At 65.8% G+C, this 14948-nt stretch carries 16 protein-coding genes; 3 read left to right on the top strand and 13 right to left on the bottom strand.

Features of this window, described 5'->3' with window-relative positions:
* Nucleotides 1-4: 4 nt before the first annotated feature.
* From bamC to LGN17_RS10735, 9 genes are all read right to left on the bottom strand, one after another.
* Nucleotides 5-1150 (bottom strand): outer membrane protein assembly factor BamC, encoded by a 1146-nt coding sequence (bamC, locus tag LGN17_RS10775; RefSeq protein WP_226196674.1) that lies wholly within the window; start codon nucleotides 1148-1150, stop codon nucleotides 5-7.
* A 111-nt stretch (nucleotides 1151-1261) separates the two neighbouring features.
* Entirely contained in the window at nucleotides 1262-2167 is a 906-nt protein-coding gene (gene dapA, locus LGN17_RS10770) for a 4-hydroxy-tetrahydrodipicolinate synthase (protein ID WP_226196672.1), read from the bottom strand.
* A 48-nt stretch (nucleotides 2168-2215) separates the two neighbouring features.
* Nucleotides 2216-2818, bottom strand: coding sequence for a class I SAM-dependent methyltransferase (locus tag LGN17_RS10765; protein WP_226196670.1), 603 nt, complete (start codon nucleotides 2816-2818; stop codon nucleotides 2216-2218).
* 8 nt (nucleotides 2819-2826) lie between these two features.
* Nucleotides 2827-4029 carry a tryptophan--tRNA ligase gene (locus LGN17_RS10760; RefSeq protein WP_175953474.1) on the bottom strand — a complete coding sequence of 401 codons (1203 nt, stop codon included), beginning with the start codon at nucleotides 4027-4029 and terminating at the stop codon, nucleotides 2827-2829.
* A gap of 8 nt (nucleotides 4030-4037) precedes the next feature.
* The gene (locus LGN17_RS10755; RefSeq protein ID WP_226196668.1) at nucleotides 4038-4700 is read right to left on the bottom strand and encodes a site-2 protease family protein; all 663 of its coding nucleotides are present in this window, start codon (nucleotides 4698-4700) and stop codon (nucleotides 4038-4040) included.
* Between the two features lie 49 nt (nucleotides 4701-4749).
* The gene (locus tag LGN17_RS10750; protein WP_175953478.1) at nucleotides 4750-5382 is read right to left on the bottom strand and encodes an L-threonylcarbamoyladenylate synthase; all 633 of its coding nucleotides are present in this window, start codon (nucleotides 5380-5382) and stop codon (nucleotides 4750-4752) included.
* Nucleotides 5383-5455: 73 nt separating this feature from the next.
* Nucleotides 5456-6286, bottom strand: coding sequence for a 3',5'-nucleoside bisphosphate phosphatase (locus LGN17_RS10745; RefSeq protein WP_226197147.1), 831 nt, complete (start codon nucleotides 6284-6286; stop codon nucleotides 5456-5458).
* Between the two features lie 81 nt (nucleotides 6287-6367).
* Complete coding sequence (locus LGN17_RS10740) at nucleotides 6368-7258, bottom strand: alpha/beta fold hydrolase (RefSeq protein WP_226196666.1); 891 nt, start codon at nucleotides 7256-7258, stop codon at nucleotides 6368-6370.
* A 188-nt stretch (nucleotides 7259-7446) separates the two neighbouring features.
* On the bottom strand, nucleotides 7447-8304 hold the full coding sequence (locus LGN17_RS10735; RefSeq protein ID WP_226196663.1) for a ferritin-like domain-containing protein: 858 nt from the start codon (nucleotides 8302-8304) through the stop codon (nucleotides 7447-7449).
* A gap of 148 nt (nucleotides 8305-8452) precedes the next feature.
* Here LGN17_RS10735 and LGN17_RS10730 point away from each other — a divergent pair, with 148 nt between their 5' ends.
* From LGN17_RS10730 to LGN17_RS10720, 3 genes are all read left to right on the top strand, one after another.
* Nucleotides 8453-8977 carry a gamma carbonic anhydrase family protein gene (locus LGN17_RS10730; RefSeq protein WP_175969450.1) on the top strand — a complete coding sequence of 175 codons (525 nt, stop codon included), beginning with the start codon at nucleotides 8453-8455 and terminating at the stop codon, nucleotides 8975-8977.
* A 25-nt stretch (nucleotides 8978-9002) separates the two neighbouring features.
* On the top strand, nucleotides 9003-9953 hold the full coding sequence (gene hslO, locus LGN17_RS10725) for an Hsp33 family molecular chaperone HslO (RefSeq protein WP_226196661.1): 951 nt from the start codon (nucleotides 9003-9005) through the stop codon (nucleotides 9951-9953).
* 134 nt (nucleotides 9954-10087) lie between these two features.
* Complete coding sequence (locus LGN17_RS10720) at nucleotides 10088-10450, top strand: hypothetical protein (RefSeq protein ID WP_226196658.1); 363 nt, start codon at nucleotides 10088-10090, stop codon at nucleotides 10448-10450.
* An 89-nt stretch (nucleotides 10451-10539) separates the two neighbouring features.
* Here the strand turns inward: LGN17_RS10720 and ftsB are convergent, their stop codons facing one another.
* The 4 genes from ftsB to LGN17_RS10700 all read right to left on the bottom strand — a co-directional run bounded on the left by ftsB (nucleotide 10540) and on the right by LGN17_RS10700 (nucleotide 14946).
* Nucleotides 10540-10965, bottom strand: coding sequence for a cell division protein FtsB (gene ftsB, locus LGN17_RS10715; protein ID WP_043190303.1), 426 nt, complete (start codon nucleotides 10963-10965; stop codon nucleotides 10540-10542).
* A gap of 81 nt (nucleotides 10966-11046) precedes the next feature.
* Entirely contained in the window at nucleotides 11047-12330 is a 1284-nt protein-coding gene (gene eno / locus LGN17_RS10710; RefSeq protein ID WP_011352544.1) for a phosphopyruvate hydratase, read from the bottom strand.
* 106 nt (nucleotides 12331-12436) lie between these two features.
* Nucleotides 12437-13291, bottom strand: coding sequence for a 3-deoxy-8-phosphooctulonate synthase (kdsA, locus tag LGN17_RS10705; RefSeq protein ID WP_226196656.1), 855 nt, complete (start codon nucleotides 13289-13291; stop codon nucleotides 12437-12439).
* On the bottom strand, nucleotides 13288-14946 hold the full coding sequence (locus LGN17_RS10700) for a CTP synthase (RefSeq protein WP_175953495.1): 1659 nt from the start codon (nucleotides 14944-14946) through the stop codon (nucleotides 13288-13290). Before LGN17_RS10700 ends, kdsA begins: the two co-directional genes overlap by 4 nt.
* Nucleotides 14947-14948: the final 2 nt, after the last annotated feature.

The raw sequence follows: 14948 nt of genomic DNA, 5'->3' as shown, positions 1-14948 counted from the left end.
GCGCTCAGTTCAGCTGCGCGTGGAGCAGCGAAATGATCCGCTGCGCGTCCGACGAGTTGTCGACCTGGCCGTCTGCGCCGACCACTGCGACCAGCGTGCCGCCATTGCCCTGTGCGCGCACGTTGACCAGGAATTCCTTGCCCGGCTTCGCGGCCGACGGGCCGCCGTAGAACAGCTTGCCGAACAGGCCGTCACGCTTGAGTTCTTCCATCGTGTTCGCATAGCGCACGGTGTACACGCCCTTCTCGCGATCGCGATTGTCGACCGCGAAGTTGGTGCGGTCGAGCGCCAGGCCCACACGCAGCCATGCGCGGTCGAACGACTCGGCCAGTTGCAGCGTCGCCCCGCCGCTGCTCGTGTCGCTGACCTGCGCCGGCGCCGTCGCGGGACGTGCATCGGTCAGCAGCTGCTTCGCCTGCGCATCGGTCAGGCCGAACTTCTGCATCAGCTTCGACAGGAATACGGCTTCGAGCACCGGGTTGCGCGGACGCTCTTCCCAGCGCGACGACGTGCCGCCCTGCGGGCCGACCATCATTTCTTCCATCGCGCTGTGCGTGATCGAGATATCGGTGTTGCCGTCCGACGTGCGGTTCACGAGCGTACGGAAACGGTCGCGCGTGCCGGACGAATACGCGAAATCGATGACCTTGCCGATCGTCCGGCGGAACCAGTCGTCGGGAATGTTCGCGCGGTTTTCAGCCCAGTCGGTCGCCATGATGCCCGTCGACGGTGCATCGGTCTTCAGCGAGAAGCCGTTTTCCTGCCAGAACTCCTTCAGGATCGGCCACAACTGCTCGGGCGTCCGGCCATCGACGACAAGCCAGCGGCGGTCGCCGTCGCGCTCGATGTGCATGCCCAGCGGATCCTGCGCGCTCGGAATGCCGTCGGTCGCGTTGCCGGCCTGCGTCGTGACGCGCGGCGGCAGCGTGCCGAGCCCGGCGTTGGTCGGCGGCGCGACGAACTGCTGGGTCGTCGGCACCGGCTTCAGGTCGCTCGGCACCGCGAGCGGCGGCGCCGAACCGGTGTTCTTGTAGTTGACCCGGTCAGGGGCCAGGTAGTCGTTCAGCGTATCGCAGCCGGCGAGCGCGCCCAGCGCCAGCACCACCACCGACATCTGGATGGCGCGAGAGGAAAAGGCGAAACGTTTCATGAAATCCTTCGTCTTGCTAGAACGCTCGTCAGGAGCGGCGCCGGACGGAGCCGGCCGGTGCGGGTTGATCAGGGTTCGAGCCGGCGGCCGCAGGACGCGGCCGCCTCGGCATCAGGCGAGGACGCCGGCCTCGGCGAGGGCCGAACGCACGGCTTCGTGGCAGCGCTCGTCGAGCGCCGTGAGCGGCAGCCGGATGCCGCCCTGCATCTTGCCCATCGCCTGCAGCGCCCACTTCACGGGAATCGGGTTCGCCTCGATGAACAGGTTCTTGTGCAGCGACAGCAGCTTCATGTGCAGCGCGCGGGCCGTCTGTACGTCGCCGGCCAGCGCCGCGCGGCACAGGTCGCTCATCGCACGCGGTGCGACGTTCGCCGTCACCGAGATGTTACCGTGGCCGCCGAGCAGCATCAGCGCGATCGCGGTCGGATCGTCGCCGCTGTAGATCGCGAAATGCTTCGGCGCGGCCTTGATCAGGTGCGCGGCGCGATCGATGTTGCCGGTCGCTTCCTTCACACCGATGATGCCCGGCACGTCCGCGAGGCGCAGCATCGTCTCGTTCGCCATGTCCGCGACCGTGCGGCCCGGTACGTTGTACAGGATCACCGGCAGATCGACCGCTTCGGCGATCGTCTTGAAGTGACGGTACATGCCTTCCTGCGTCGGCTTGTTGTAGTACGGCACGACCTGCAGCGTCGCGTCCGCGCCGACAGCCTTCGCGTGCTTCGTCAGCTCGATCGCCTCGGCGGTCGAGTTGCCGCCCGCGCCCGCGATGATCGGGATGCGTTTCGCCGCATGCTCGACCGCCGTGCGGATCATCAGGATGTGCTCTTCGACGTTGAGCGTTGCCGACTCGCCGCTCGTGCCGACCACGACGAGCGCATCGGTGCCTTCCGCGATATGCCAGTCGATCAGTTTGCGAAACGCCGGCAGGTCGAGACTGCCGTCTTCGAGCATCGGGGTGACGATCGCGGGGATGCTGCCGCGGATTTGAATGCCGTCTTGGGTGCCGTTAGCCATGAAACGCGATTGAGGTTATGTACCGGTAAACATTGAGATTGTAGCGGATTAGCCGGGCAGTTCGTAACGTGGAATTCCCGCCCCCGCCTTCGGGGTCGCGCCCTCGCGCACTGCGCAGAGACGCTGGACGAACGCCTCGCGCGGCGCGGCGACGAACCCGTCCTCGTACGCAACCACCCGCAGGCGGCCATGCACGGCGTCCAGCAGCTCGCCCGGGGCGAGCAGGAACGCGGGATTGGACGGTTTCCCGACCGTTTCGTTTCCTTGCGCGAAGGTTTCGTAGATGAGCACGCCGCCCGGCGCCACCGCATCGAGCAGATGGGGCCAGAGCGGACGATGCAGATAATGCGTAACAACCACCGCCGCAAACTGCTCGCCGGCCGGCAGCGGCCAAGGCGCGCCTTCGAGATCGGCGTCGCGTGCATCGACGCCCGATATCGCCCGCAATGCGGCCAGTGCGGCCAGATCGCGATCGAGTGCGACGACCGGATGCCCGTGCGACGCGAACCAGCGCGCATGGCGGCCGCCGCCCGCAGCAACATCCAGCACCGCGCCGCCTGACGGCACGAGCCGCGACCATTGCGCGACCCAGCGCGACGGCTCGGCCTGGGCGACGTGGCCGCCCGCGGCGGCGATGACGGATGCACTCATGCGGTCGATCAGTTGTACGACAGGCCCATCGCGTCGCGCACGTCGCGCATCGTTTCCGTCGCGTACTTGCGCGCCTTGTCGCAACCGTCCGCGACGATCGCGCGCAGCAGCGACGGATCGTCCATGTACTTCTGGGCGCGCTCGAGCATCGGCTGCTGTTCGCGCAGGATGCCTTCGACGACCGGCTGCTTGCAGTCGAGGCAGCCGATGCCCGCCGAGCGGCAGCCCTTCTGCACCCAGTCGTGCGTCGCTTCATCGGTATAGACCTGGTGCAGTTGCCACACCGGGCACTTGTCGGGATCGCCCGGATCCGTGCGGCGCACGCGCGCGGGATCGGTCGGCATCGTGCGGACCTTCTTCGTGATCGTCTCGGCGTCCTCGCGCAGGCCAATCGTGTTGCCGTACGACTTCGACATCTTCTGCCCGTCGAGGCCGGGCATCCGCGATGCTTCGGTCAGCAGCGCCTGCGGCTCGACCAGGATGATCTTGCGCGCGCCTTCGAGATAGCCGAACAGGCGCTCTCGGTCGCTCATCGACAGGCTCTGCGATTCCTGCAGCATCGCGCGCGCCTGCTCGAGCGCCTCGTCGTCGCCCTCCTGCTGATACGCGTTGCGCAGCTCGTGATAGATCTTCGCGCGCTTGCCGCCGAGTTTCTTTGCAGCGTCGAGCGCCTTCTCCTCGAAGCCCGGCTCGCGGCCGTACAGGTAGTTGAAGCGGCGCGCGATCTCGCGCGTCATCTCGACGTGCGGCACCTGGTCTTCACCGACCGGCACGAGCGAGCCGCGATACAGCAGGATGTCGGCCGCCATCAGCACCGGATAGCCGAGGAAGCCGTAGGTCGACAGATCCTTGTCCTTCAGCTTCTCCATCTGCTCCTTGTAGGTCGGCACGCGTTCGAGCCAGCCGAGCGGCGTGCTCATGCCGAGCAGCAGCGCGAGTTCGGCATGCTCCGGCACCTTGCTCTGGATGAACAGCGTGGCCTGCGCCGGATCGATGCCGGACGCGAGCCAGTCGATCAGCACGTCCCACACGTTCTTCTCGATGACCTCGGGAGTCTCGTAGTGCGTCGTCAGCGCATGCCAGTCGACGACGCAGAAGAAGCACGGGTACTCGGACTGCAGTTTCACCCAGTTTTTCAGCACGCCGTGGTAATGACCGAGGTGCAGCGACCCGGTGGGTCGCATGCCGGAGAAAATACGTTCAGGGAACATGATTGTCGTTAGAGAAGCGAAGCGAATGGGGACAGGATGGCGCTCAGGACGGCATAGCCGACGTTGACGAGCGGGCGCAGCCAGAAGTTCGTCAGTACGCCCGTCGCGACTAGCAGAAGGACGATGATGAAACCGTACGGCTCGATGCGCGACAGCGCGATCGATTGCTTCGTCGGCAGCAGCGCCGCCAGGATGCGGCCGCCGTCGAGCGGCGGCAACGGAAACAGGTTCAGCACGCCGAGCACGAGGTTCGCGCTGACGCCCGCAAACGCCATCCGCGTGAAGAACGGCTCGTCGATGCCGACGGCAGGCAGAACGAGGGTCAGCACGCCCCAGATCAGCGCCTGCACGAAGTTGCAGGCCGGCCCCGCGAGCGATACCCACAGGCTGCCCCAGCGCGGATTGCGCAGGTTGCCGAACGACACCGGCACCGGCTTCGCATAGCCGAACAGGAACGCGCCGCCCGTCAGGAAATACATCGCGAGCGGGATCGCGATCGTGCCGAGCGGATCGATGTGACGCATCGGGTTGAACGACACGCGCCCCATCATGTAGGCGGTGTTGTCGCCCAGCAGGCGGGCGGCGTAGCCGTGCGCGGCCTCGTGCAACGTGATCGCGAAGATCACGGGCAGCGCGTAGACAGCGATGGTCTGTATCAGGGAAGCATCCATATCGCGTTATTGTAACAAGCGCACTCGCGCAAAAAATGGAACGGCGCGCTTACGCCGCCGAGAGTCCGAACGGTTCGAGCGCGCCACGCCCCGCACGCACGAGCTCGGGTTCGTCGCCAGTCAGGTCGATCACCGTCGACGGCTCGCGCGGGCATGCGCCGCCGTCGATCACGAGGTCGACCTGTTTCTCGAGCCGCATGCGGATTTCTTCGGGATCGTTGAGCGGCTCGTCGTCCGGCGGCAGGATCAGCGTCGTGCCGAGCAGCGGCTGGCCGAGCGATTCGAGCAACGCGAGCGTAATCGCGTGATCGGGCACGCGCAGCCCGATCGTCTTGCGCGACGGGTGCGACAGCCGGCGCGGCACTTCCTTCGTGGCCTGCAGGATGAAGACGTACGGGCCCGGCGTCACCGACTTGATCTGCCGGTACTGGCGGTTGTCGACCATCGCGAAGTTGGCGAGCTCCGACAGGTCGCGCACGAGCAGCGACAGGTGCTGCCTCTCGTCGAGGCCGCGAATCCGGCGCACGCGCTCGACCGCGTCCTTGTCGTCGAGATGGCAAGCGAGCGCATAGCTCGAATCGGTCGGCATCGCGATCACGCCGCCCTTGCTGACGATTTCCACGGCCTGCTTGATCAGGCGCGGCTGCGGATTATCCGGATGAATCCTGAAGAACTGGGACATGGGGGTACGTAAAGGGGGAGAAGTCGGGTGCGCGCGGCCAACAGCAACGCGGGTGGCAGGCCGCCGCCCGGTGTCAGAGCCAGCGCTCCCAGACCGGCGTCAGGTCGGGCGGCAACGGCGGCAGGCTGCCGAGCTCGACACGGCCCTCGCCTGGCGCATGGAAATCCGAGCCGCGCGACGCTTCAAAGCCGAAGCGGCGTGCGACGTCCGCGTATTCGCGGTACTGGTCGGGTGTGTGGCTGCCCGTGACGACCTCGATCGCGCGGCCGCCCAGATCGATGAACTCGCCGAAGAACGCGTCGAATTCGACGGGCGTATAGCGGTAACGGCCCGGATGCGCGACCACGGCTTCGCCGCCGGCCGCCCGAATCCATGTGACGGCGTCGGGCAGCGTCGCCCAGCGGTGCGGGACGAACCCGGGCTTGCCGTCGCCGAGCATACGATCGAACACATCGGACGTCGACGTGGCGTGACCGTTCTCGACGAGAAAGCGGGCGAAGTGCGTGCGCGAGATCAGGTCGGGATTCGACACATACTTCAACGCGCCTTCGTACGCCCCGGGAATGCCGAGCGTGGCGAGCTGCTCGCCGATCGCTACCGCGCGCGCCGCACGGCCGTGGCGCGTGCGGTACAGGCCGTCGACCAGCACCGGATTCGCGGGGTCGACATTCAGGCCGACGATGTGCACGGTGCGCGACGCCCACGTGACCGAAATCTCGACGCCGCTCAGGTAGCGCATGCCGAGCGCTTCCGCTTCGCTGCGCGCCGCCGCCTGGCCGCCGATCTCGTCGTGGTCGGTCAACGCCCACAGGGTCACGCCGCCGGCATGGGCGCGGCGCGCGACGTCGGCAGGCGGCAGCAACCCGTCGGAAACATTCGAATGGCAGTGGAGATCGGCGTTCATTGTAGGCATGGCAGGTAAGGCTTCATTCTACTGCAACGCGGCAATGCGCCGCCCGCCTGCTCCGCCGCTGCCGCCGTGCGCTTACGCGCAGAACGCCTCGATCAGCGCCGCGATCTGCTCGGGCTGGTCGTGATGCACCATGTGGCCGGCATCTTCGACGAGCTTCTCGCGCCAGTCGGGGAACGCATTGAAACGGGCCTTGAATTCCGGCAGCGGGATGTCACCAGCGATATGTGCCAGCGTCGGCGAATTGACGGCCTCGACGTGCAGCACCTTCGCGCGTACCTGTGCCCAGGTGGCCATCACTTCGTCGAGCCGGTACAACTGCGGGCCCGGCATCTTGTGCGCGGGGTCGGCCAGCAGGTGGTAGAGGCCGTCGTCGCCGCGCTTCGACCAGTGCGCGGCGAGGAACGCCGCCCGGCGCGGGTCGAGGCGCGGATTGGTCTTGGTCAGGCGCGCCGCCACGTCGTCGAGTGACGCATAAGGACGCAGGGCCGGCGGTTCGCGCAACTCGTCGAGCCAGGCGCGCAGCCGGCGCGGCGCCTGTTCGGCCCGCGCGGGCGCCAGCCCGAAACCCTCGAGATCGACCACGCGCCGCACGCGCTCCGGCCGCGCGCCGGCATACAGGCACACGACGTTCGCGCCCATGCTGTGCCCGACCAGATTGACTTCGCCGGTCGGCGCATAGTGGTCGATGAGCGCATCGAGGTCGCCCAGGTATTCGTGGAACCAGTAGTGACCGCCGCCCTGCCGGGCGACCGGCCAGTCGGACAGCCCGAAACCGCGTGCATCGGGCGCGATCACCTGCCAGTCGCCCGCGAGTGCATCGACGACGAACTGGAACGACGCCGCGACGTCCATCCAGCCGTGCAGCATGAACAGCGTCGGCGCATCGGGCCGGCCCCAGCGCCGGACATGCAGCTGGACGCCGCGCACCGTGACGAAATCGGAAACAGAACTCGAGGCACTCATTGCAGCCGCCAGAAAAAAGAATGGTCGTTCGATTATAGCGGCGCCGCCTCCATTTCGGCGGCCGGCAGTCGAGTCCCCTCTCTAGCGGTGCGGCGGCTCGAAGGTCCGACGAAACGGCCGGGAAGCGCCATCAGCCGGGTGCGCGGGCCGGCCTGGCGGCAGGCGACACGCCGCTGGACACGATCCGGCTAACGCGCCGCGTTTCCGTCCGCGGCGTCCAGCGCGGCCAGTTCGTCGAGTTCGGCCTGCTCGAATCCGGCATCGCGACGCGCATCGAAATTGAACGGGCCGCGCAGCCGCGGCGCATGGTATTGCTCGGCGAGCTGACGATAGGCCGGCACCGGATCGCGGCCGGCTTCGTCGCACAGATGCCGGAACCAGCGGTTGCCGATCGCGACGTGACCGACCTCGTCGCGCAGGATCACGTCGAGGATCGCGGCCGACGCCTCGTCGCCCGCCTGCACGAGCCGCGCGCGGATCGGCGGCGAAGCATCGAGCCCGCGGGCCTCGAGCGTGCGCGGCACAAGCGCCATGCGCGCCAGCACATCGCCCTTGGTCCGTTCGCACATCTCCCACAGGCCGTTGTGCGCGGGAAAATCGCCGTACGCATGCCCGAATGCCGCCAGCCGGTCGGACAGCAGCGTGAAGTGATAGGCCTCCTCGGCCGCGACCTTCAGCCAGTCCGCATAAAACGCATCCGGCAGGCCCGCGAACCGCCAGACCGCGTCGAGCGCCAGATTGATCGCATTGAATTCGATATGGGCAAGCGCGTGCAGCAGCACGGCGCGCCCTTCGGGCGAACGCATGCTGCGTCGCTCGAGCTGGCGCGGCTCGACGAGCGGCGGCCGCGCCGGGCGCCCGGGCAGATCGGCCGGCTCGGGCAATGCGAGCGACGGGGCGATCGCCGCCTGCCCGGCCAGCAGTGCATCGTGGAGCGCGCGCACCTGTGCGGCCTTGGTCGCGGGCTCGGCGTCACGCAGCGCGGCAAGCGCGGCGCGACGCACGCAGGCACGCGCGTTACCGGAAGAAGAAGACTCCATGCTCATAAACGGGGACACCCTGCGCGCGCATCGCGGGAGCGCATGCACGCGACGGTTTACAATAGGCGATTGTTCCGCGGCGCATGCGAATGCGCCGGGGAAACCAGACGCGCCATTCTACCGGCGCCCTTCATCGAAGAGACAAGGAGACTCCGTGACGATCTACAAGCTGGGCGATACGGCCCCGACGATCCACGAAAGCGTATTCGTCGCCGATACGGCGGCCATCATCGGCAAGGTCGTGCTCGAGGAGAACGCGAGCGTCTGGTTCGGCGCGACGATTCGCGGCGACAACGAGACGATTAGCGTCGGTGCAGGCAGCAACGTCCAGGAAGGTGCGGTCCTGCACACGGATCCCGGCTTTCCGCTGACGATCGCCGACAACGTGACGATCGGGCACCAGGCCATGCTGCACGGCTGCACGATCGGCGAAGGCTCGCTGGTCGGTATCCAGGCGGTGGTCTTGAATGGAGCGGTGATCGGCCGCAACTGTCTGGTCGGTGCCGGCGCGGTCGTGACGGAAGGCAAGACGTTCCCGGACAACTCGCTGATTCTCGGCGCACCGGCGAAAGTCGTGCGCGAGCTGTCGGCGGAAGACATTGCGCGACTGCGCACGAACGCGAAGACCTACGTCGAGCGGCGTGCGCATTTCAAGGAGCAACTCGTGCGGATCGGGTGATTCGCACGGATTTCAAGGAAGAAGAGTGAGCGACCAGTTACAGAAATTCATGTTCAATGCGGCGCCCGTGCGCGGCGAGATCGTTTCGCTGCGCAATACGTGGCAGGAAGTGCTCTCCCGCCGCGACTACCCCGCCCCCGTGCGCACGGTGCTCGGCGAGATGATGGCCGCGTGCGCGCTGCTGTCCGCGAACCTGAAATTCAACGGCACCCTGATCATGCAGATCTTCGGCGACGGGCCGGTCCAGATGCTGGTCGTCCAGTGCGGTTCGGATCTGTCGATGCGGGCCACCGCGAAGTTCGCCGGCGAGGCCGCCCAGACGATCGGCGACGACACGCGCTTCGCGTCGCTCGTCAATGCGAGCGGTCACGGCCGCTGCGTGATCACGCTCGACCCGGCCGACAAGCTGCCGGGCCAGCAGCCATACCAGGGCATCGTGCCGCTGAACGGCGTCGACGGCCCGCTCGAATCCGTCTCGCAGGTGCTCGAGCACTACATGCATCACTCGGAGCAGCTCGACACGCGGATGTGGCTCGCGGCCGATCGCGACCGCGCGGTCGGGATGCTGCTGCAGAAGCTGCCGGGCGACGGCGGCATCGTGCCGCGTAACGCCGAAACCGATATCGATACGTGGGAGCGCGTCTGCACGCTAGGCGGCACGCTGTCCGCGCAGGAACTGCTTGAGGTCGAACCGGAAGTCGTGTTCCGCCGGCTATTCTGGCAGGAGAACGTGCAGCACTTCGAACCGGCCGGCACGCGCTTCCAGTGCTCGTGCTCGCGCGAGAAGGTCGGTGCGATGCTGCGCATGCTCGGCCGTGAAGAAGTCGACAGCGTGATCGTCGAGCGCGGCCACGTCGAGATCCATTGCGAGTTCTGCAATCAGCGCTATGAATTCGATCCGGTCGACGTTGCGCAGCTGTTCGCGGCACCCGGCGTCGAGACGGGCATCGCGCCCGCGACCGAGCAGCGCCACTGAGCAGGAGCCCGATGCCCGCCGTCCGGGCGCGGGCGCATAATCATGCACGAGCGTCGCACGCACGGCCCCGGCGCCGAAGTCGCGCACTTCGGCGCAAGCCGCTTCCCGTCGTCGGCGCGCTGCAGGAGAAACACATGAATCGCCCGCTTCATCGACCGTTTCGCACCATCGTCCTGACGAGCATTGCCGCCGGCACGCTCGCGCTTGCCGGCTGCGCGATGCCGCCGCCGACTTCCACGATCCTGAGCCGCCTGCCCGAACCCGCTGCATCGGGCGGCCAGCAGCCCGCACTGTCGAGCGCCGAACGCAAGCGCTATGACGAGATCGACCAGCAGGTGCTGCGCGAACAGAACAACGCGATGGCAGCCGAGGCCGCCGCGCGCGCGTGGGCCTATTACTCGCCGCCGCCCGTGACCGTCTACGGCGGGTATTACGGCGGATGGGGCAATCGCTGGGGCACGGGCATCAGCTACGGCTACCCGGGATGGTGGTGGTGAGCGTGCATCGCTCAGCCGATTGACTACCAGCAGGAAATAAAAAAGCGCGGCATTTCCCGCGCTTTTTCAATGGATTCGAGCCATCGTGCTCAGTGATGCGCGGCCTTGCCCTTGTCGCCGCCATGATGCCGCGACGGCTTCGCGATCGACTGCGGATTCGGCACGACACGCACCGGTGCCGCCGATACGGCACCGCGCGTCGACGTATTCGACGGCGTGTTGTTCAGCGGTGCGGCAGGCGCATTCGGCGACACGAACTGCACGAATACCTCGCCGTCCTTCACCATGCCCATCTCGTAGCGCGCGCGCTCTTCGATGGCCGCGGTGCCGCTCTGCAGATCCTGCACTTCGCCTGCGGTGCGCTCGTTGCGCAGCTTCTCGTCCGCGTTCTTCTGGAGCTGGTCGTCGAGCTGCTGACGCAATTCATGCACCCGCAGCCAGCCGCCGTGTCCCCACCATAGGGGGTACTGAATGAGCGCCAGCAAGGCAATCAGGACGACAGTTACAAGCCGCATGTAAGAACCGCAGATATAAGAAGCGCCGCTCCGCGCACATGCACAGAGCGGCGTCGATATGACGAACCCGATAGTAGCGCGTTAGCGCAGGTTATAGAAAGCCGATTTACCCGGGTAGCTTGCGATGTCGCCGAGATCTTCCTCGATGCGCAGCAGCTGGTTGTACTTCGAAATACGGTCGCTGCGCGACAGCGAACCCGTCTTGATCTGACCGGCGTTCAGGCCGACCGCGATGTCCGCGATCGTCGAATCTTCCGTTTCGCCCGAGCGGTGCGAGATCACGGCCGTGTAGCCTGCGCGCTTCGCCATTTCGATTGCCGCGAACGTTTCGGTCAGCGTACCGATCTGGTTGATCTTGATGAGGATCGAGTTCGCGATGCCCTTCTCGATGCCTTCCTTCAGGATGCGCGTGTTCGTGACGAACAGATCGTCGCCGACCAGCTGAACCTTCTTGCCGAGGCGATCGGTCAGCAGCTTCCAGCCTTCCCAGTCGCTTTCGTGCATGCCGTCCTCGATCGACACGATCGGGAACTTGTCGGCGAGCGTCGCGAGGTAATCGGTGAATTCGGCCGACGACAGTTGCAGGCCTTCGCCCGCGAGCTGGTACTTGCCGTCGTGGTAGAACTCGGATGCCGCGCAGTCGAGCGCGAGCAGCACGTCTTCGCCTGCACGGTAGCCGGCCTTCTCGATCGCCTGCAGGATCGTCGACAGGCACTCGTCGTTGCTGCCGAAGTTCGGCGCGAAGCCGCCTTCGTCGCCGACTGCCGTGCTCATGCCGCGGTCGCTCAGGATCTTCTTCAGTGCGTGGAATACTTCAGCGCCGCAACGCAGGGCCTCACGGAACGTCGGCTGGCTCACCGGGACGATCATGAATTCCTGGATGTCGAGGCTGTTGTTCGCGTGCGCGCCGCCGTTGACGATGTTCATCATCGGCACCGGCAGTTGCATTGCGCCCGAGCCGCCGAAGTAGCGGTACAGCGGCAGGCCTGCCTCTTCGGCGGCTGCCTTCGCGACGGCCATCGACACGGCCAGCATCGCGTTCGCGCCGAGGCGCGACTTGTTGTCGGTGCCGTCCAGCTCGAGCAGCGTCTTGTCGAGGAACGCCTGTTCCGACGCGTCGAGGCCCATGATGGCTTCGGAGATTTCGGTGTTGATATGCTCGACTGCCTTCAGCACACCCTTGCCGTTGTAGCGGCCGGCTTCGCCGTCGCGCAGTTCGATCGCTTCACGCGAGCCGGTGGACGCGCCCGACGGCACCGCCGCGCGGCCCATCGTGCCCGATTCGAGCAGCACGTCGCATTCGACGGTGGGGTTGCCGCGCGAATCCAGAATCTCGCGGCCGATGATATCTACGATTGCACTCATGGGTTTCCTCTGAGAATGACGATGGATTCTTCAAACTGCAACGGCGCGCGCGCCTGAACCGCTTTCGCTACTGACGCGCGAAGCCGTCGCAAGGTTCATTCGATCTTTAATTGAAATCGTTTTCCAGGAACGGATTGCGCTTCACCGCCTGGTCGAGCGTGACGAGGGTCTCCAGCAGCGCACCCATCCGGTTCAGCGGCACCGCGTTCGGGCCGTCCGACTTTGCTTCGGCCGGATTCGGGTGCGTCTCCATGAACAGGCCCGCGACGCCCGTCGCGACCGCCGCACGTGCGAGCACCGGCACGAATTCGCGCTGGCCGCCCGAGCTCGTGCCCTGCCCGCCCGGCAGCTGCACCGAGTGGGTCGCATCGAACACGACCGGAGCGCCCGTCTCGCGCATGATCGCGAGCGAACGCATGTCCGACACCAGATTGTTGTAGCCGAACGAGACACCGCGCTCGCACGCCATGAAGCGGTCTTCCGACAGCCCCGCTTCACGCGCCGCTTCGCGCGCCTTGTCGATCACGTTCTTCATGTCGTGCGGCGCGAGAAACTGGCCCTTCTTGATGTTGACGGGCTTGCCCGAGCGTGCGCACGCATGGATGAAATCGGTCTGGCGGCACAGGAAGGCCGGCGTCTGCAGCACGTCGACCACCGACGCGACCTGCTCGATCTCTTCGATCGAGTGCACGTCGGTCAACACCGGCAGGCCGAGCTGGCGCTTCACCTCGGAAAGAATCCGCAGGCCCTCGTCCATTCCAAGGCCCCGAAACGACTTGCCCGAGCTGCGGTTCGCCTTGTCATACGACGACTTGTAGATGAACGGAACGTTCAGCTTCGCGCAGATCTCCTTCAGGCGGCCTGCCGTGTCGATCGTCATTTGCTCCGATTCGACAACGCAGGTACCCGCGATCAGGAAGAAAGGCTGGTCGAGACCGACCTCGAAATCGCACAGCTTCATGCTTGCACTCCGCGCGCTTGCTTGTTGGCAAGCGCAGCTTCGACGAACGACTTGAAGAGGGGATGACCGTCACGCGGGGTGGACGTGAATTCCGGGTGGAACTGGACGCCGACGAACCACGGGTGCATCGAACGCGGCAATTCCATCATTTCCGGCAGATCCTCGCTCGGGGTACGGGCGCTGATGATAAGGCCGCCGGCTTCGAGCTGGGGCACGAAGCGGTTATTGACTTCATAACGGTGGCGATGGCGCTCGTTCACGTCCTTGCCATAGATTTCTTCCGCCATCGTGCCCGGCTTGATCGGGCAGCGCTGCGAACCCAGGCGCATCGTGCCGCCGAGATCGGATTCCTCGGTGCGCGTCTCGACCTTGCCGTCGCGGTCGTACCACTCGGTGATCAGCGCGACCACGCGTTCCGGCGTATCCGGTTCGAATTCCGTGCTGTTCGCCTGCTTCAGGCCGACGACGTCGCGCGCGAACTCGATCACCGCGAGCTGCATGCCGAGGCAGATGCCGAGATACGGCACCTTGGCTTCACGCGCATAGCGGATCGCAGCGATCTTGCCTTCCGTGCCGCGACGGCCGAAACCGCCCGGCACCAGCACGGCGTCGAGGTGCTTCAGGCTGTCGACACCGTTCGTCTCGATCTCTTCCGAGTCGATGTACTCGATGTTGACCTTGGTCGACGTGTGCAGCGATGCATGGCGCAGCGCTTCGATCAGCGACTTGTACGACTCGGTCAGGTCGACATACTTGCCGACCATGCCGATCGTCACTTCGTGCTTCGGGTTCTCGAGCTTCTCGACGAGCTCCGACCACATGGTCAGGTCGGCGTCCTTCGGCGACAGCTTCAGTTCCTCGCAAATGATGCGATCGAGGCCCTGGTCGTGCAGCATCTGCGGAATCTTGTAGATGCTGTCGGCGTCCCACACCGAGATCACGGCGTCTTCCGGCACGTTCGAGAACATCGAGATCTTCTTCGATTCGTCGTCCGGAATGCGGCGGTCCGCACGGCACAGCAGCACGTGCGGCAGAATGCCGATCTCGCGCAACTTCTGCACGCTGTGCTGGGTCGGCTTCGTCTTCAGCTCGCCGGCCGTCGCGACGTACGGCACCAGCGTCAGGTGCACGAAGCACGCGCTGTTGCGGCCGAGGCGCAGGCTCATCTGGCGCGCGGCTTCCAGGAACGGCAGCGATTCGATGTCGCCGACCGTGCCGCCGATCTCGACGATCGCGACGTCCGGCTCACCGCAGGTGGCCGACGCGGCCCCACGCTCGATGAACGCCTGGATTTCGTTCGTGATGTGCGGAATGACCTGCACGGTCTTGCCGAGATAGTCGCCGCGGCGTTCCTTGCGGATCACCGATTCGTAGATCTGGCCGGTCGTGAAGTTGTTGGCCTTGCGCATCTTCGTGCTGATGAAGCGCTCATAGTGGCCGAGGTCGAGGTCGGTCTCCGCTCCATCTTCCGTCACGAACACTTCCCCGTGCTGGAACGGGCTCATCGTGCCGGGGTCGACGTTGATGTAGGGATCGAGTTTGAGGAGGGTGACTTTCAGACCGCGCGATTCAAGGATCGCGGCGAGGGAAGCGGCGGCAATACCCTTGCCAAGGGAAGAAACTACGCCGCCGGTGACGAAAACATATTTGGTCATCG

Origin of the sequence: Burkholderia sp. AU30280 (assembly GCF_020420125.1) — a bacterium.
GTDB lineage: Bacteria > Pseudomonadota > Gammaproteobacteria > Burkholderiales > Burkholderiaceae > Burkholderia.
The sequence above is the reverse complement of the archived record's forward strand: the minus strand, read 5'-3'. Positions and strand labels throughout refer to the sequence as shown.